Raw genomic sequence first — 17,922 nt, 5'->3', positions numbered from 1 at the left:
CCTCTTTTTACATCAAGATTATGTCCTCAATATGACCGTTTCTATTAATTTCTAAATGGCAATTTAACAACAAATGTTGTCCCTTGTCCAATTTCACTGGTAAAATCTATTTCTCCATCGTAGATTTCCACGATCTTCTTAACGATTGCTAAACCAAGACCGCTCCCCTCTTTGGAATGGGATTCATCGACTTGAAAAAATTTTTCAAAGATTCGTCCTTGATCGATTTTGGATATACCGATACCTTGATCCTTGATCTCGGCAATGACCTTGTTCGAGATTTTTCTCGCATGAATAAAAACAGTTCCGGATTCAGCAGAGAATTTGATAGCATTCTCAATTAAGTTCAACCAAATCTGTTGGATCAGGGCTTCGTCACCAGTGTAAACGATTTTCTCTAGATCTATGTCGAGTTCTAAGTTTTTCTTAGACCATTTTTCCTCTAGAAGGACAATCGTCCTCCGAATTTGCTCATCTAAAGAAAACTGTTTCGTGATCTCTGGGATGAATTGATGATCCAGCTTAGAAAGTCGAAGCATATTTGAACTTAAATGGCTTAATCTCTTGGTCTCATCTATGATAATGTTTGTGTAAGCCTGAAAATTTTCTTCCGACAGCTCCTTATCTTGAAGCATTTCAGCGAAGCCTTGGATAGACGCAATAGGGGTTTTGATTTCATGGGATACGCTGCTAATAAAATCTTTGCGGAGATACTCCATATTACCGAGTTCAGTCGTCATTAAGTTGAAATTTTGGGTCAAAACCCCTATTTCATCATTGCTCTTATAATCCATCTTGATTGAAAAATCACCCTTAGCAACTTCTTTTGTTGCATTGCTGATCCGAATGATTGGGTCAGAAATTTTCCGAATCGCGAAGAATAATAGTGAACCTCCCAAGGCTACACATAGGATCAAGGTTACGAACATGAAACTTCCAAAAACTGCATGCGCTTCGCTAATACTCAGATCCCCATGATAGAGCACTAAGAAAAGAATCGTCATCAAAGAAAAAGAAACAAAACAAGAGAAAAACAAGATTCCGATGGCAATCAAGGTACCTTTGGCTCGAATTGAATTTGACAAGTTCTTAGCCATAAATTTTCTCCGCCTTATAACCAAGTCCCCGAATCGTTATGATTTTAAACTCTGGCCTATCTTCGAACTTCTTACGAAGCTTTTTAATGTGGCTGTCCACCGTTCGTTCATCGATATCTGTATCCAGCCCCCAAATTTCAGACATAAGCTGTTGCCTTGTAAAAATTCGCTTTGGATAGCTCAACAGTTTAAATAGGAGCAGAAATTCCTTTTTGGGCAATTCAATCTGAAGGTCTGGCCCAATTATGCTTAAATTATCATAGTCCAGTACGATTTCACCTATCACAATTTTATGTTCATTGGTAATTTTAGCTCGTCTTAGCAGAGCCGCTACTCTCAAAATCATCTCGTTCATATCAATTGGCTTTACCATATAATCGTCTGTACCCAATCTAAAACCTTTCTCTTTGTCCTCAAAGCCTTCTTTAGCCGTCACCATTAAAATAGGCATGCTATAATTTGCTTCTCTAAGGCTTTCAATAAGTTCAAAACCATCCATAAGCGGCATCATGATATCACTAATAATTAAATCGACGTGTTGGTCCTCGAGGATTTTTAGAGCTTCTTGACCATTTTGAGCTTGTAAAACTTTATAACCGGCTTGTTCCAAACGGGTTTTCATTAACATCCGTAAGTTTTCATTATCTTCGACAACCAAAATTGGAAACATGGCAAACCTTCTTTCCAAAGATTACATGCTTATTGTTCATAGTTTGTTGTTTTCACAATTCACTAGGATATTATGCATTGTTAAAATCCCTTTTTCAAATTTACCGCTTTGAGAAGAGTGTAACTTGATAATGTGACTTAAATGTGTCCAAATCACAATAATAATATTTGTTTTGGCAGTTTTTACAATCCCTACACTATTGCCTTGCTCGTTTTACCCACTAAAAAATTCTATAATAGATGATGATCAGAACCCGATAATATGGACAGTGAAACAAAAAACCCCCTATGGTAGAATCAATAACATCTATCATAGGGAGTTTCTATATGGGCATTTGTTTCGCTTTGGGGTTAGGTTCATAACATCGGTTGCTCTCCAGACTAACGTTCCTTCCACACGACAAGAAAAATGTTTTATTTAGTGGCATAACCCAAGGTTCCTAGAGTCATGCCACCTTTACTTGTTGTTTTTCAGTACTTATTTCCCAAGCAATTGTCGAAGCTGTTGCTCGATGTCTTTAGAAATGACAGCCTCTCCTCCGAATAGGGTTACTCCGGTCATTGTCCTAGTTTCGAGAAAGTTTATAACCTGATCTGACAAACTATCCTCTGCTAAGATTATCGGGGCATTGAAGTTAGCCGCATAGACGCTTCCAGCCAAGGCATCCGGAAAGTTCTTACCGGTAGCTATACAGACACTTTGCCCGGACAAATTGAAGTATTGGGCAACGGCCAGAGAGGTTTCATAGCGGTCCTCTCCGCTGATTCTTACAATATTCGTCCTGTCTAACGACGTGATCTGCGCTACTTGATTTTCTGCTGCTGTACTGATAACCCCTTCTCCTCCGATGATATAGACTTTGATGGGCTTAATTTCAGCAATCGTTTCCTGGACTGCTTTACTGAGTCCCTCTTTTTGTACTAATAAGATAGGACTCTGCATACCCGCCGCAATGCTGCTGATAGATAAAGCATCCGGATAGTTTTCTCCATAGACCAATACGATCGGTGTTCCACTCTGGACCTCTAATTGGTCTGCTATTTTGACCGCGGTTTCATAGCGATCTGTTCCACCCAGTCTAATGATCTGGTTAAAACCACTGGCCATTACTTTGGCTTCCATCTCTGCGCTGACCACAGCTGTGCCGCCTAGGATATAGACCGTTCCTTTTCCCTCTAAGTTACTCTTTAGATAGGCTATGATCTTCTCTTGGTCGACCTCTGTGTTACCCACTAAGAGTATGGGCGCATTAAGTTTGTAGGCCAAAACACTTCCCGCTAAGGCATCCGGATAGTTCTCTGCCGTAGCTAAGACGACATTGGAAAGCTTTGTGGTGTAGTTGGCTTTAGCTATTTCTAGGGCGGTGTCCACACTCGTCAGGCCTGCAAGCCGTTTAACCCCTGTAATGGATTGATTCATCTTGAAATCCCATTTTACAATATCTTGTTCAACAGAGATTGTCGGACTCTTATAAGCTTCGTAACCCTCTTTTGTGGCTACAATGTAATAATCTGAAGTCGGGAAAACCATAAAGCCGTATGCTCCGCTTGCATCACTGACTTGGGGATTTTTATTGTTGTTGGGTTTAAAGCCATCAAGGATAGGAAGTTGTACCATAGTATCCGGAGTTTTGCCTGTCCTAAAATTTCGTTCCGTATTCGCATAGTACAAGGTGACATCGACTCCGACAATGGGCTGCCCAGTGGTCGGATCAGTGATGATACCATAAGGGTCAATCAAGGTAATTGAAAGGCTAACTTTCCCGTCACTTCCTACTTTTGCTTCGATGGTTCCGATGGTAATCCTTTGGCCGTTTCCTAGATCATAGGTTACTGTGAAGTTAGAGTCTGTACCATTAGCTAGGTTCTTGATTTGTAAGATTCCATCGGCTGTCAAAGTAATCTCGGAATCGGGGTTAGTTGTGGATGAAAATCCCAGTTTACTTAAATCCACGACTGAACTATGGGTGCTGTTTGGTTGTTGAAATACGATGGCTTCTTTAGAATTAATTTCGATTGTTTTCTTACCGTCTTTTCCAGCTGTAACCCGAGCTTCTATATCCCTCACGATTTGTCCTGTTTTACTATCGGTGACATCCCCTGTTACTGTTGTTGTACTTCCGCTGCTCCCTCCAGATGAGCCGCCGGAGTCTCCCCCTGAACTCGTTGCCGCATTAACCGTGACGCTGATGGTCGTGGTTAAGGCTACACTGTTCGGATTTACCACCCCTGCCGGCAGACTCACGGTTCCGGTTACGCTGAATGTCTGCTCCGTCGTTCTGGTCACAACATAAGATGATGTATTTACATCCCAGCTTACATTGGCATTGACATTACCATTATCAGTAACTAATACCACGTTTGAAGGCAATCCCAACGCTAATGCCGTTTTCGCTGTGCCGTTAGCTACGCCTGTGATGGCGCTTAGGGGCGTGATACTGATTAAGGTCTTATCGGTCGTCGTTGCCGCATCAACGGTCACGTTGATAGTTGTTGTTAAGGCTATACTGCTTGGATTCACTACGCCTGCAGGCAGGCTCACTGTTCCTGTAACGCTGAAGGTCTGCTCCGTTGTCGCGGCCACATCATAAGTTGATGCATTTACATCCCAGCTCACATTGGCATTGACGCTGCCATGATCCGTAACCAGGATCACGCTCGTTGTTAACCCTAAGGCAACAGCCGTTTTTGCTGTACCGTTGGCTACACCCACGATGTCGCTTGGGGCTGCGATACTCATTAAGGTCTTATCGACTGTCGTTGCCGCATTAACGGTAACGCTGATCGTTGTAGTTAACGCTACGCTATTAGGGTTTACCACCCCTGCCGGCAGACTCACGGTTCCACTCACGCTGAATGTCTGCTCTGTCGTTGTGGTTACATCATATGATGATGCATTTACATCCCAACTTATATTGGCAGAGACGTTGCCTTGACCCGTTACCAGGACCACGCTCAATGGTAATCCCAAGGCTGCTGCCGTTTTCTCTGTCCCGTTCGCCACACCTGTGATGGCACTTGGGGTGGTGATACTGATTAAGGAAGTGCTGGCGCTGGTGTAGGTGAACTCGTCACTTAAATTCTTCGCGCTCGTCCCATCCGGCGTTGTCACTGTCACATCTATTGTGCCAGTCCCCGCTGGGGAGGTCACCGTTATTGACGTGTCGCTGATAACCGTCAGATTCGTTCCAAGGGCAGTGCCGAAATTAACCACTGTAGCTCCCGTAAACCCACTGCCGTTGATCGTGACAGTTATCCCGCCCGATTCCGGCCCGCTCGAAGGAGTTATGCTGGATATGACCGGAGATGTAGGTGTGGGAGGTATCGCTTCAAACTCTGCCATCACCGTGACGTTGGCCGCTGGCATAGTGAAGCTGGTACTTGCGCTGCTTGAATCGGCAAAGGTCCCGCCTCCAACAGCCGTCCAGCGGTAGAATTTGTAGTCAGAGGTTGCGGTAGCCGAAATGCTGACCACAGATCCTTCTGGATAATTGCCACTGCTGCCTGTTGTAATAGCCCCGCCCGTACCGGCCGTAATGGTGAGAGCATAAGCAGTTGGCGGTGCCACCGTGATGGGTACAGTTACATTTACTGAAGCATTTCCATCACTCGCTCTTACTACTACGGACGTACTGCCTGAAGCCACTCCTGTCACTGTGACTGTTCCGCTTAAAAGGACTGCTTTTGCCTTTGCAGACTCCGGAGCAGTCATAATATCCGTAATGGTCAATATATCGCCGCTATCGACATCCTCAGCAATATCCGATGCTGTGAAGCTGACCGTCCCTGTTCCGGTTATGCTCTGGGTTGGTACCACGCTCTTAGCTGTAGGAGCATTATTCACAGCCGTTACTGTAAGTGTAACAGTCTTTGAAGCAGTTAATGCTCCACCGGAACCTGTGTTTCCCCCATCATTTACGCCAATTGTCAGGGTCACGGATTCTGTGGAGTTTGCAGCTGTTGTAAAGGCAATCTGGCCAGCTGCTATAAAGGCATTGATATCTGATACTGTACCCGTCAATGTTAAGGTTCCTGTACCTGCTCCGGTTACAGTTACTCCCCCACTAGAAATAGCAGACAGAGTACCACTTGGTACACTGAGAGTCATCGTTTCAGATCCATTACTACCAGCATCTACATCGCTGAAGCTTATCCCTGTTAAAGGCGATGGTAAATTTTCTGTAACCGATATGTCACTAGACGCAGTTACAATAGGCACATCATTCACAGCCGTTACTGTAAGCGTAACAGTCGAAGAATCAGTTTTTGCTCCACCGGAACCTGTTTTTCCCCCATCATTTATACCAATTGTCAGGGTCACGGATTCTGTGGAGTTTGCAGCTGTTGTAAAGGCAATTTGGCCAGTTGCTATAAAGGCACTAATATCTGATACTGTACCCGTCAAAGTTAACGTTCCTGTACCTGCTCCGGTTATAGTTACTCCCCCTCCGGAAGTAGCAGACAGGGCACCGCCTGATACGTTGAAAGTTGCTGTAACAGCTGCACTGCCGGAGTCTATATCGCTAAAGCTGATTCCTGTCAAAGGACACGCCACATCCTCCGTAACTAATATGGAACCCGGTGAAGTAATGATTGGCGCAGCATTCACGTATTCCCCGGTATGGATATACAGATCTTTGGTTCTACCTAGTTGGATCGTAGAATTATTATCAAATATGGTATTACTCAAGGTAAGAGTGCCTGGCCCATAATTAGCATAATACACCCCTCCGCCATCTAAATCCGACACGTTTCCGCTGATCATCGTATCAGTGATTGCAGCCGGGGAATTCAGGTATATTCCACCACCTTGTCCGACGTCAGTTCCGGCAGCAGAGTTTCCTGTTATGGTACTGCTGGTAATAGTGATAATTCCTGCAGCAATATAAGGTCGAATACTCATTCCGCCGCCCTGACTGCTAAGAGATGCATTGTTCAGTATACTCGATAAGCTAATCGCAGCGTTCAAATCTCCTTCTAGAAAAATACCGCCGCCTGGGCCAACGGCAGTATTATTATGGACTACAGTCTTTTCCATGTGGAAAGTGCCCCCTGCCAATCCGGAAATGTGCAGGCCTGCCCCTTCATAACTGCTCTTATTGTTCTCTACAATGCAATTATAAATCGTCACAGTGCTTATGCCGGTATCTGCAGCAATGCCAGCTCCGCCGTAAGGACTTCCCGCACCTACGTTCCCATTGCGAATAGTCAGGGCTTTTAAGGCAACATTATACCCGGTAGCATCCTGAAGCGGATTAATATCAAACACACGCGTATTAGCGGTGTCCACACTATCTGAGGCCTGAATAATAGTTTTAGCTGCATCACCCTCCAAGTCACCATTAGCCCCGATAATGGTAACATGGTTCAAAATCTCCAGTGGGCCTGAAGAGAGTGTATACGTACCAGTCGGCACAATAATAGTATTTGGACCTGTTGCTGAATTACTTTGTTCAATTGCCGATCTAAGGCTGCCTGCGCCGGAGTCACTATAGTTAGTGACAGTATAATTTGCAGCAAAAACCGTCCCAGGCAAAAACACTAAGAAAGCAACCATTGCAAAGAGAATGGCAAGAGCATTTTCTGTAAATTGGCCCAGGTTCAATGACAGTTCGGCACTTGCCCAATAATGTTTCAAACTGATTTTCATTTCAGATTCCTCATTTCTCCGGCGAATTTCTTCGGATATTTCCGGACATAAGAGAATTTTCCATTCCCAATGTAGTCTCGTTATGGACGAGATGGAAAAACGCCCTGCAGAGCAATGCAGAAATAAAAAGTCAGATAAGGCTGCAGGTTATTGTGAGGCAGACTACCCCCAGTTGGGGCTATAGCCTGATTGCTCATCGATTTTAAGTTAGTCGTCAGATCACTGGTATAAGTATTTCCGGTTCTGCGGCCTCTTGGGTGAGCCCACAAAGCACTGTCTGGGCTTTCCTTGGACCCTTCTCCAGCATTTCCTACAACCTGATGAGAATGTGCCGGCAGTTCGGAAACAAGCAAGCTCACCGTATCTGAACCGCTAGTCTCCCCCAGATCATGAGGGGATAAGCCTGAGCCCTGACCAGGGTGCATAGGGGCCATACCCTGAAGGTCAGGTAAGGCAAAGTTGGCTTTCCCATCTCCCCCGTAAGTGGTTCCGAGAAGGGCGAACAGAGCTGTATTTTGAGATAGTGGCAGCAGCTGGCCGTCACAAAAAGCCCAACCCTTGGGAGGAAAATTAAAAGGGAATATACGTATTTCTCCGATAAACGGATCAGCCATTGTTAACTACCTCCTTAATTAGGCGAGGGGAAAATCCCCTGTAAAGCAATACAATAACTAAGGGTCAAAAAAGGTTGCATGTTTTGATGAGCCTGAGAGCCTCCTGCATTCGTTAAGGCTGGAGCATTCAAGGCACAATTAGCTGTCTTATGATAGGTACTTGCCATCGTTGTAGCCCAGATGTTATTTTCAAAGTCCTTTGTCATAGCTTGATTTCCGCTGCCAAGTAGATTATGGGTGTGCGAAGGGAGCTCGCTTATACTTAACGTATGAGCCTGTTCCCCGCCTCCCTCTCCAAGTGTATGCTCACCACCAACATGTAAGGGCACCCGTCCCCGCAGGTCAGGAAGGGCGAAATTAACCCTGCCGTCGCCTCCAAAAGTGGTTCCTAATAGGGAAAATAAAGCCTGGTTTTGGTTTATTGGTAGAAGTTGGCCGTTACAAAGGGCCCAGCCCTTTGGTGCAAATACAATGGAAAAAAGTCTGATTTCACTTAGAAATGGTTCGGCCATTTTGTTTCCTCCTTTAAGTCGGGGATGGAAAAATTCCAAAAAGCGAAATAATAAAACTTACACAAAGGTAAGGCATCATATTAGAGTGAGGTTGGCTTCCCCCCGTGGAAGCTAATAATCCAGGATTCATATTCTTCAAATTATCTGCCTGGTCAGAATACTGATAAAAATTCGACTTGGCCCAGACCGCGTTTTCCGGGTTGTTGGTGTCGCCCGGCCCGGATTGAGCCTGTGCAGGATGTGTGTGGGCAGGTATCTGCTGAACGGTAAGTGTCACCTCTTCAACACCGCCCGTCTCAGCTAATATATAACCGTTACCCTGATGAATGGGGATACGGCCTCTTAAATCCGGCAGCGCAAAGGTTGACATCCCGTCGCCGCCGTATGTTGTACCAATTAATTGAAAAAGGGTTTCGTTTTCACTGATAGGAAGCAGCTGACCTTCACAAAACATCCAACCGGCAGGGGCAAAATTCCCGGCAAACATACGGATTTCTCCAACATAGGGTTGAGCCATATCCAGTCTCCTCTCTAATAAATATCTATAAAATTATTTATCAATAAAACAGTTAAATACAATTTCGTATTGATAACTCCCAGCGGATTCCCGCCCTACCGGAACTAAAAACAATTCGAGTTCTCCCAGTGATTCATGCCTAAGAGAGTAAATCTGCTGAGGCAGAAATTGAGTACCCGGTCCAAGCAGGATTAAGGAAAACTGCTCGTGGGCAGATGTCGAGCCATGGTCAATTATCTTTGACAACACAAGCGGAACATTTCCCGACGCCAATATGACTTCAAATTTGCTGCCTGTCACCGTTTGAAAAGCTGATAAAGAATTATTTAGCAAAGATACCACCCCGTAAGTTAATTTAAATTTTGCATATAGCTAAGATGCCATTCCATGTTATAAAGCAAATCACTTTGTTGAGTAATACAGAAACCTAACCGTTCATACAGCAAACGAGCCCGGTTTGAGACAAGTACGCGCAATACAACCGGCCTGAGGCATGCTTCCGACTCACGCTGCAATGATTTTAAATAAAAGGTACCTATCCCCTGGTTACGAAAAGAGGGTAACAAAGAGATATCCACCAACACGATAGCATCGTCAGTCCGGGCAACAATCAGCCTTCCTGCTTGCTGCTTGTTCATTAATATCACATACCAATCGGCCTCTGGGTATTTCATTCGATAGGCTTGCACCTGAAACCGGTACTGCATACTCACAAACTTTTCGTTTTCCTGCTCACTCCATCCCCAGTTGCGCATTTCTTCTGCCCTGGTGCCGGCATATACTTGAACTAAGAATGTTTCATCCTCCGGAAGCGCTTGAACAAGTCTTAACATGCGTTTTTCCTCACTTAAATGCTTACTGGCCGGTGATGGCAACCAGAGCCGGGCGAGGACCGGAGTCCCCTGGCCGGTGCGGCCACATGCTAGTGGGATTAGCGGCCACCTCAGTTTGTTCACCGGGGTGTTGTACAGTCAGGAATAAAGTCCCCTCGTCCGGTGTAATCCAGGAGCCGGAGAATTCGGCTTCTCTTGGAGCGGAAGCAAACTGCGGTACTCCCCCCGAGACGGGATAGGCTTTTCCGACCAGGTACATTCCGTTGTTTTTAAACTTCGCCCAGGCCCCTTTACCGATCCTGTCGGAAGAAATATCGCTCTGTACCCAAATATTCCCATTGTCGTCAAGGGATAACTTGCCTGGCGAGCTGAAGCCGACTTGACGCCCGCCGGCAGTAAAGAATTCAAATTCAAATCTTATCGCTCCAAGATCACCATCCTCCTCAATACAACGGACAATATGACCGTGAAGGCTGCCTTTGCTATAATCATTTGTGTGCGCTATAAACAGGGAGTTATCAGAAGGGTGTATTTTTATATCGGCAGGCCGGACTGTAGGGGTGGCGCCTAGAATCAGAGCAGCTTCCCGGGGATAAACATAAATATCTGCCGGTTCGTTATACATTCCCAGCAGCACTTCTCTTGTTTGCTTAAGTGTATCAGGGAGTTTAAATTGATAATCGTTAAGACAGGCTTTAACTTTATCGATAATTAACGGGATCCATTCGCCCTTTGCCATATCCGCTGCATAAAGCGCGCCTTCCGTGAGCAGCTCCGAATTGGCTTTGCCCTTTTCCGGGTCAAATTCCCCCTTGCTAATAAACTTATATATACAACCGCCGCTTACATCGTCTCCGGTATATACCACAACTTTTCCGTCTTTACTTAATCCCATGGCAGCATTTCCGTGGTGCAGGCGTCCCAGGGAGGTATGCTTCCTTAATTTGAAAGTGCTGTCAAACGGGTCAACTTCAACGATCCAACCGTAGTGGGTTGAGTTAAAACCTGCAACTCGGCAGGTATCCTCAAAATGACGTTCACAGGAGAGTACCGTGCCCCATAAGGTTTTCCCGGCGGCGGCATTTGCCAAGGTACCCTGAACTATTGCAGCACCACCTACGGCTTTCGCCCCCCGGGCCGGACCTGTAAACTCAAACCGATCCAAACCGGTTATCCGACGAGCATATGTGGAATTGCCGACCATATGCCAAACCCCACTTTTATCTCTTGACACTTCCAGGAGAGTACCTCCCATGTTGTACAATAACTTATTCACCTGGTCTGTGGCATAATGGCCTGATTGTTTCGTTCCCTCAACCCATACGGAACTGCCTGATTCATGGTTAACCCAAAGGATTCCGTGGACATTAGAATCGTTTACCGGGGCATCGTTCAAAGGAAAGAAACAGGGAGAAGCCGGATTGAAACCAAAGGTATCCCCTTTTTCATTTATCTGATCGCCATAAGCTGCCACCACATCATATTTGAATCCTGAAGGCAAAACCAGTTCATCCATATCCGAAGGCTGAATGGGGTTAAATTTAGCGGAAAACATGTTAGTACTTCCATTGAATAAATCATTGCTTTTTTCTGCAGCTTCTGCTTTTTCCGCCAGGGTTCCGAAACCGACGGACATTGCCGCCATCGAAGCCGTTCCTAACCCCATATAAGCTAGAAAGCTTCGGCGAGTTAATTTGTTTTTGTCTTGTTCCATTTTGCTCCTCCTATATTAAATCTTAGAAAACCTTATTGGCTGATGCTCAATTATATTGTTGATATAAACTTTAATCGGCTTAATTGGGGTAATCTATTTCTTGACGGTGCTTCTATTATGATTTTATCAGGGTGTTCTAACAGGATTCTAACAGAAATAAGCCTGTATCAACATTTAAGCTCCAGATAGAAGTTTTTGAACAGATTTCTTTAATTAATTTGATTGTTTGCCCATTAAGACTACTCATTGAGCCTAAAACTCACAGTACGCCAAGACCCTCAGTTCATACTTTCATTTTCTGCACTTTGAGAAAGCCACTTATATGAACTCCGTGATGGTCCCTTGAAATACAAAAAAGCCTTGAGGCTTACAACTTAATGTACCTCAAGGCTTCCGTTTTGTAACTCGCCATTCAAATCTAAAAACCAAGGCTTCTCCAACATGTATCACTTTTCGGTCCAGAGATGAGCGAAACTACCCTATTGGCGTATTGATTTGCTGGTCTCGCCCCTAATGACCTTCCTCAAACGTTTAATCCATGTGCTTTCATAAGAGATAATAACTTTTCACGGTATATATCCTCCATTGTAGTGAGAGGGGATCTGAGATAATCCTTGCAGAAACCCATAGCTGCCATAGCCGCCTTGACCGGAATAGGGTTTACTTCACAAAACAGTGCGTCTATAAGGGGGTAAAGTTTATATTGCTGCTCTGCACTGCCTGTAATGTCACCATTAAAAAAACGGGTGCAAATCTCACGTGTCTGTGCCGGCATAATGTTAGAAAGCACAGAAATGCCGCCAACCCCACCAAGCGCCATAAGTGGAACTATCTGATCGTCGTTGCCTGAATACAAATCAAGCTTGCCATGCACACGCGCCATGGTTTCAACAATTTTAGAAATGTTGCCATTTGCCTCTTTAATCCCTACTATATTTTCGTGTTCAGCTAATACTTCGTAGGTTGCAGGCTCAATGTTTATACCTGTCCTTGAAGGCACATTATAGAGAATGATAGGCTTAGTACTCTTGTCGGCAATTTGAGTAAACATTTTAATCAGGCCTTTTTGTGTAGCCTTGTTGTAATAAGGGGTAACTACGAGCATTGCTTCCGCACCCGCTTCGCAGGCACAATGTGTGAGGTCATGCACGTATTCGGTGTCATTGCTACCTGTGCCAGCAATGATCGGCACTCTGCCTTCTGCGTGCTGAACTGCAAATGTAATTGCCGCTCTGTGCTCGGCGTCAGTTAGGGTCGACGCTTCACCTGTCGTTCCACAAATTACCAGAGCGTCAATCCCTTCTACAATTTGCCAATCGATCAATTTGCCCAACTGCTCATAATTAATTCCTGTTTCGTCCAGAGGAGTGATGAGAGCAGTGGCGATACCTTTGAAAACAGTGTTCTTTTTCATACTAATTCTACCTCTCCTTTTATATAAAAAAATAGCTGATACGGAATCAGCTACTAAATTACCCTATGATTTTTCAATCACGCTGTAATATAGATAGCTCTCCGCATACGCGACAGTTGAACAAATCTTATTTTGTTCAACCAGCCCAGTCCCCACGTAAATGGGACCAACTTCGGCATCTACACCTTTCACCGAAGCTACGGTCTTACGTAAACCTTAACAACTTCGGGTACTGATTATATGATGCACCTCTATCAATTCTATTAAGTCTATTCATATATCGCTATACTTGTCAAGCCCAAATTAATCCTTCTATATTACGTTTTTCTAATTCTTCAATTAGCTTCTGTGCGAATAAGCTATTATAGCATTCTTTAGGGTTCATACTATTCCTCCCCTAAACTCGATTAGTGCAAAACATGAAAGAGTCAAATACAAGATTATGACTGTTTTATTTTAACATTAGTGTTCAAAAATAAATAGTCTGTTTTTCAATCTCTCTTATGTTACACCTAAAAAAGGGAAAGCACTCTACCCGAATCTAATTGCAGATATCTAAGTAAAGATGGATATTATTGAACACTCAAACGCTTGTGGCGAATGGGGTTTTTGTATTTCTTGATCATAAGCTCTTTGAAGCGACCTTTTCAAACAGCATTTTAAACCGCTGTCCTTAACACATTTGTTTATCTCTGTTTAACACAGATACATTTTAACGTCAGAATAGTTTCCCATTGTGTGGGGGTTAGACCCTCTTGTGAGCTTGTGAAAACTTGTTTTTGAACAGGTCTGAATCTTGTGCTATTATGAAAAATATGGCCTGGTGGTCTGACCATTAAACGTCTTTGATCATTATTATCGTATTATTAAGTGGGAGGTTGAGCATGAAAATTCTCGTGTGTATCAAACAAGTACCCGGAACCTCAAAGATTGACGTTGATCCAGTAACAGGTGTCTTAAAACGAGATGGTGTGGATTCCAAAATGAACCCGTACGATTTATTTGCTATAGAAACAGCCTTAAAGCTCAAAGAACAAAAAGGTGGAACGATCCAAGTTATTAGTATGGGACCCCCACAAGCTAAGGAGGTCATTCGAGAAGCCTTTATGATGGGTGTCGACGAAGGTGCCTTGGTTTCGGACCGCAAATTTGCCGGAGCAGACGTCCTAGCAACCTCCTACACAATTTCCCAAGGGGTTCGCCAACTGGACGACTTCGACCTCATACTTTGTGGTAAGCAAACAACCGATGGAGACACTGCCCAGGTCGGCCCTGAAATGGCTGAATATCTCGGCATACCTCATATCGCTAATGTCTTGAGCATCGTCGACCTTAAAGATACGTCCATTCAAGTGGAAATGGACATGGCCAATACAATAGAAGTCGCTGAAATTCAATTCCCTTGTCTCTTAACTGTCGAAAAGGACATTTTTCAGCCTCGACTTCCCTCCTACAAGAAAAAACTGAGTACCAAAGACCGAGAAATTAGAATGATCACCTTCAAGGATTTTCAAGATAACAATGAAACTCGCTATGGGTTAAGTGGATCGCCGACTCAGGTTGAACGAATCTTTCCCCCGTCGGTTAATTCGGATCGAGAAACTTGGACAGGCACCTCAGCAGAGCTTAGTGCTCAAATCGCGGATAAACTCAAACAATTAAAGTTCGTTTAGAGGAGGTAGAGCCATGAGTACGTTAATTTGTCACCAAGAAAAATTGAACGAATCCAACATTCAAGCCTTAGTCGATATTTGCCCATTTGGTGCCCTTGAGCATAAGAATGGAACCCTTGAAATCACCGCAGGCTGTAAAATGTGCAAACTTTGTGTAAAAAAGGGTCCCCAAGGGGTTATGGAATTTATTGAAGACGCAGCCACGACCGTCGATAAAAACTCATGGAAGGGCATCGGAGTCTACGTTGACCACGTGGAAGGGGAAATCCATCCCGTAACCCTGGAATTGATCGGTAAGGCTAAAGAACTCGCCTCCGTCGTCAATTTCCCTGTTTATTGCGTCTTTATCGGCTATAACATTAAAGACAAAGCTCAAGAGTTACTTCACTATGGCGTCGACGAGGTCTTTGTCTATGATTACGAAGAATTAAAGCATTTCCGCATTGAACCTTATACAGCAGCATTTGAGGACTTTATCCAGAGGATTAAACCATCCTCCTTACTGGTGGGGGCAACAACAATTGGCCGCTCATTGGCACCCAGAGTCGCGGCAAGATTTCGAACCGGCTTAACCGCTGATTGTACCACCCTTGAAATGAAAGAAAATACCGACCTGGTTCAAATCAGACCCGCTTTCGGCGGAAACATTATGGCCCAGATCATCTGTCCTAACACGAGGCCCCAAATGGCAACTGTACGATATAAGGTCATGAATGCTCCCGAAAAACAATGTGAGCCCAGTGGTAAGATTACTCTCTGCCAATTAGATCCCCAACAATTGGTCTCCTCTATCAACGTTTTGAAGGTAACCCACAAGCAGATCGAAGAAAACATCTCAGATGCCGAAGTGATTATTGCTGTCGGACGAGCTTTAAAATCCGAGAAAGACATGGCCATGATTAAGGAATTAGCTCAATTATTAGGCGCACAAATAGCAGGCACTCGCCCCTTAGTTGAAGCAGGTTGGATTAATGCCAAACAACAAATCGGTTTATCCGGGAGAACGGTCAAGCCTAAACTGATCATTACCCTCGGAATTTCAGGCGCAGTTCAGTTCACAGCGGGCATGAACAGCTCTGAACAAATTTTTGCTATCAATAAAGACCCCCTTGCTTCCATCTTTAATATTGCTCATTACGGAATCATCGGAGATCTCTATGAAGTTGTTCCTCAACTCATTGAGGATATTAAGGGCTCAAAGCTCCTGGCCTGCGCGCGTTAGTAAACTAGTTTAGCTAATAGCTGAACGTTGCAGAATTGGAACACCACTTGTAGTAAGGGAGTGTCTCACAATTAATAAGGGGAATGACGTCGAGAATCTGATAGATAATCTGACAGTAAATCGGAGGTAATTTCATGAACAACTATAAAGCGCTGGATGCTAAAGATAGAGAGTTTTTAGTTTCACTCTTAGGAGAAGAGCGAGTTTATACCGGAGAAACCATCAGCGAAGATTTTAGTCATGATGAATTAGGTGGTATCAGCCAACGACCGGAGGTTTTAGTCAATGTTCTATCCACCGATGAGGTCTCAAAAATCATGAGCTATGCCTATGAAAACAATATCCCAGTCGTAGCACGAGGATCAGGAACCGGGCTAGTGGGTGCCTCCGTTCCGATCTTCGGGGGAATCATGCTGAATATGTGCGGCATGAATAAGATCCTTGAACTCGACGAAGAAAACCTAACCCTTACCCTAGAGCCTGGCGTGCTCTTGATGGAAATCAGCAAGTATGTCGAAGAACATGATTTGTTCTATCCACCAGACCCTGGGGAAAAATCCGCCACGATTGCAGGTAATATCAACACTAATGCCGGGGGCATGAGAGCTGTAAAGTATGGCGTGACTAGAGATTATATTCGAGGACTGGAAATCGTTCTACCTACCGGTAAAGTTATCAACTTAGGCGGAAAAGTTGTTAAGAATTCCTCCGGCTACAGCGTAAAAGACTTAATCTGCGGCTCAGAAGGAACCTTAGGTATCGTGACTAAAGTGATCTTAAAACTGATTCCTCTGCCAAAGAAAGCTATATCTCTATTACTCCCCTTTCCTGATCTCGATAGTGCCATTAGCACGGTTCCAAAAATCATCAAATCAAAATCCATCCCCACAGCCATCGAATTTATGCAAAGAGAAGTCATTCTAGCTGCTGAGGAGTTTCTGGGCAAAAAATTCCCAGATAACACTTCCGACGCTTATCTCTTATTGACCTTTGATGGCAATAGCACCGAAGAACTGGAAAGTGACTATGAGAAAGTCGCTAACATCTGCCTGGAAGAAGGGGCACTTGATGCCTTCATCATCGACACGGATGAGCGAAAAGAAGCCGTTTGGTCAGCCAGGGGTGCGTTCCTAGAAGCAGTAAAAGCCACAACTACTGACATGGACGAATGTGACGTCGTTGTTCCCCGCAACAAAGTTGCTGAATTTATCAAATACACTGATCTTCTCCAAGAACAGTTTAATGTTAGAATTCGCAGTTTCGGCCACGCAGGGGATGGTAATTTACACGTCTATGTCTTAAAAGATGCTCTAACAGACGCAGAATGGAAAGAGAAACTTGATGAAGTCTTTGCTGCGATGTATAAAAAATCCCGAGAACTCGAAGGACTCGTATCCGGGGAACATGGCATTGGCTATGCCAAAAAAGGCTATATGTTCGACCAATATGAACCGGAATACGTCGAACTTATGAGAAACATCAAACTAGCCTTCGACCCTAAAAACATTCTTAATCCTGGTAAGGTTTGCGAATAGAATACAAAGGGGGCCCTGCCGAGCAGGACCCTTTTGTTATTCTCAGAATTGTTGTCCCATTCTGTGGGGGTCAGACCATTACCTACTGTACTATATCAACAAAAGAAGCTTCATTAAACACGCTTCCATATCTCCGCAAATCATTCAAATCACTCTGTAGTATACCATTATTGTCATATAACTCAACAACTTCAACATCAGATTCTGAAACCTTTGAACCAATGAGCTTATTCACTTGTTTTATAGAGATACGACCTTGGCAAGATACCTTAGAAACTGTGTTCTTCTCACGGTCACGGGCGACAAGAACACAAACTTGTTCTCGACTAATACCTCTGAATTTGGCGGCACCGCCACGTTTCCTGGGCTTGCGATGAGTGATTCCACTTTTTCCTTTCTCTGAGTAAAGGAAATAAGTTTCATCAGCTTCTAAAATACCATTAAATGAGGATATATCCATTTGACGAATTAC

General features: G+C 44.2%; 13 protein-coding genes, 1 pseudogene and 1 riboswitch. Of the genes and pseudogenes, 3 read left to right on the top strand and 11 right to left on the bottom strand.

The window, feature by feature from the left end; translation table 11 throughout:
- Positions 1-44 precede the first annotated feature (44 nt).
- From BUB11_RS02690 to dapA, 10 genes are all read right to left on the bottom strand, one after another.
- Positions 45-1,097 (bottom strand): HAMP domain-containing sensor histidine kinase, encoded by a 1,053-nt coding sequence (locus tag BUB11_RS02690; RefSeq protein WP_073027654.1) that lies wholly within the window; start codon positions 1,095-1,097, stop codon positions 45-47.
- Positions 1,090-1,767: a response regulator transcription factor gene (locus tag BUB11_RS02685; RefSeq protein ID WP_073027653.1), complete on the bottom strand. Its 678-nt coding sequence runs from the start codon at positions 1,765-1,767 to the stop codon at positions 1,090-1,092. Before BUB11_RS02685 ends, BUB11_RS02690 begins: the two co-directional genes overlap by 8 nt.
- Positions 1,768-2,244: 477 nt before the next feature.
- Complete coding sequence (locus BUB11_RS02680; protein ID WP_073027651.1) at positions 2,245-7,416, bottom strand: cell wall-binding repeat-containing protein; 5,172 nt, start codon at positions 7,414-7,416, stop codon at positions 2,245-2,247.
- 80 nt (positions 7,417-7,496) lie between these two features.
- Complete coding sequence (locus BUB11_RS02675) at positions 7,497-8,030, bottom strand: phage tail protein (protein ID WP_073027650.1); 534 nt, start codon at positions 8,028-8,030, stop codon at positions 7,497-7,499.
- 14 nt (positions 8,031-8,044) lie between these two features.
- On the bottom strand, positions 8,045-8,542 hold the full coding sequence (locus tag BUB11_RS02670) for a phage tail protein (RefSeq protein ID WP_073027649.1): 498 nt from the start codon (positions 8,540-8,542) through the stop codon (positions 8,045-8,047).
- Between the two features lie 13 nt (positions 8,543-8,555).
- Positions 8,556-9,059: a phage tail protein gene (locus BUB11_RS02665; protein ID WP_073027647.1), complete on the bottom strand. Its 504-nt coding sequence runs from the start codon at positions 9,057-9,059 to the stop codon at positions 8,556-8,558.
- 33 nt (positions 9,060-9,092) lie between these two features.
- Positions 9,093-9,392, bottom strand: a complete 300-nt coding sequence (locus BUB11_RS02660; RefSeq protein ID WP_084110129.1) for a DUF6916 family protein — start codon at positions 9,390-9,392, stop codon at positions 9,093-9,095.
- Between the two features lie 17 nt (positions 9,393-9,409).
- Positions 9,410-9,892, bottom strand: coding sequence for a GNAT family N-acetyltransferase (locus tag BUB11_RS02655; protein WP_073027644.1), 483 nt, complete (start codon positions 9,890-9,892; stop codon positions 9,410-9,412).
- Between the two features lie 22 nt (positions 9,893-9,914).
- Positions 9,915-11,606: a PhoX family protein gene (locus BUB11_RS02650; RefSeq protein ID WP_073027643.1), complete on the bottom strand. Its 1,692-nt coding sequence runs from the start codon at positions 11,604-11,606 to the stop codon at positions 9,915-9,917.
- 523 nt (positions 11,607-12,129) lie between these two features.
- A complete protein-coding gene (gene dapA, locus BUB11_RS02645; protein ID WP_073027641.1) occupies positions 12,130-13,020 on the bottom strand; it encodes a 4-hydroxy-tetrahydrodipicolinate synthase in 891 nt (296 codons plus the stop codon).
- 86 nt (positions 13,021-13,106) lie between these two features.
- Positions 13,107-13,282, bottom strand: a riboswitch (Lysine riboswitch).
- Between the two features lie 622 nt (positions 13,283-13,904).
- Here dapA and BUB11_RS02640 point away from each other — a divergent pair.
- The 3 genes from BUB11_RS02640 (at position 13,905) to BUB11_RS02630 (ending at position 17,450) form a co-directional block, all read left to right on the top strand.
- Positions 13,905-14,693 carry an electron transfer flavoprotein subunit beta/FixA family protein gene (locus BUB11_RS02640; RefSeq protein ID WP_073027639.1) on the top strand — a complete coding sequence of 263 codons (789 nt, stop codon included), beginning with the start codon at positions 13,905-13,907 and terminating at the stop codon, positions 14,691-14,693.
- 13 nt (positions 14,694-14,706) lie between these two features.
- Positions 14,707-15,915: an electron transfer flavoprotein subunit alpha/FixB family protein gene (locus tag BUB11_RS02635; protein ID WP_073027638.1), complete on the top strand. Its 1,209-nt coding sequence runs from the start codon at positions 14,707-14,709 to the stop codon at positions 15,913-15,915.
- Positions 15,916-16,049: 134 nt separating this feature from the next.
- The gene (locus BUB11_RS02630; protein ID WP_073027636.1) at positions 16,050-17,450 is read left to right on the top strand and encodes an FAD-binding oxidoreductase; all 1,401 of its coding nucleotides are present in this window, start codon (positions 16,050-16,052) and stop codon (positions 17,448-17,450) included.
- A 193-nt stretch (positions 17,451-17,643) separates the two neighbouring features.
- Here the strand turns inward: BUB11_RS02630 and BUB11_RS02625 are convergent.
- Positions 17,644-17,919: pseudogene (locus tag BUB11_RS02625) on the bottom strand (IS1595-like element ISDess1 family transposase); the annotation flags it as partial.
- Positions 17,920-17,922 lie beyond the last annotated feature (3 nt).

Origin of the sequence: Desulfosporosinus lacus DSM 15449 (genome assembly GCF_900129935.1) — a bacterium.
Classification (GTDB): Bacteria; Bacillota; Desulfitobacteriia; order Desulfitobacteriales; family Desulfitobacteriaceae; genus Desulfosporosinus; species Desulfosporosinus lacus.
Note: the sequence above shows the minus strand (reverse complement) of the source record. Positions and strands in the feature narration are given on the sequence as shown.

Excerpts from the sequence above, each read along its gene's own strand:
- BUB11_RS02685 (WP_073027653.1), bottom strand. The coding sequence starts at position 1,767 with ATGTTTCCAATTTTGGTTGTCGAAGATAATGAAAACTTACGGATGTTA.
- dapA (WP_073027641.1), bottom strand. The coding sequence starts at position 13,020 with ATGAAAAAGAACACTGTTTTCAAAGGTATCGCCACTGCTCTCATCACT.
- BUB11_RS02665 (WP_073027647.1), bottom strand. The coding sequence starts at position 9,059 with ATGGCTCAACCCTATGTTGGAGAAATCCGTATGTTTGCCGGGAATTTT.
- BUB11_RS02680 (WP_073027651.1), bottom strand. The coding sequence starts at position 7,416 with ATGAAAATCAGTTTGAAACATTATTGGGCAAGTGCCGAACTGTCATTG.
- BUB11_RS02655 (WP_073027644.1), bottom strand. The coding sequence starts at position 9,892 with ATGTTAAGACTTGTTCAAGCGCTTCCGGAGGATGAAACATTCTTAGTT.
- BUB11_RS02675 (WP_073027650.1), bottom strand. The coding sequence starts at position 8,030 with ATGGCTGATCCGTTTATCGGAGAAATACGTATATTCCCTTTTAATTTT.
- BUB11_RS02670 (WP_073027649.1), bottom strand. The coding sequence starts at position 8,542 with ATGGCCGAACCATTTCTAAGTGAAATCAGACTTTTTTCCATTGTATTT.
- BUB11_RS02690 (WP_073027654.1), bottom strand. The coding sequence starts at position 1,097 with ATGGCTAAGAACTTGTCAAATTCAATTCGAGCCAAAGGTACCTTGATT.
- BUB11_RS02650 (WP_073027643.1), bottom strand. The coding sequence starts at position 11,606 with ATGGAACAAGACAAAAACAAATTAACTCGCCGAAGCTTTCTAGCTTAT.
- BUB11_RS02635 (WP_073027638.1), top strand. The coding sequence starts at position 14,707 with ATGAGTACGTTAATTTGTCACCAAGAAAAATTGAACGAATCCAACATT.
- BUB11_RS02630 (WP_073027636.1), top strand. The coding sequence starts at position 16,050 with ATGAACAACTATAAAGCGCTGGATGCTAAAGATAGAGAGTTTTTAGTT.
- BUB11_RS02640 (WP_073027639.1), top strand. The coding sequence starts at position 13,905 with ATGAAAATTCTCGTGTGTATCAAACAAGTACCCGGAACCTCAAAGATT.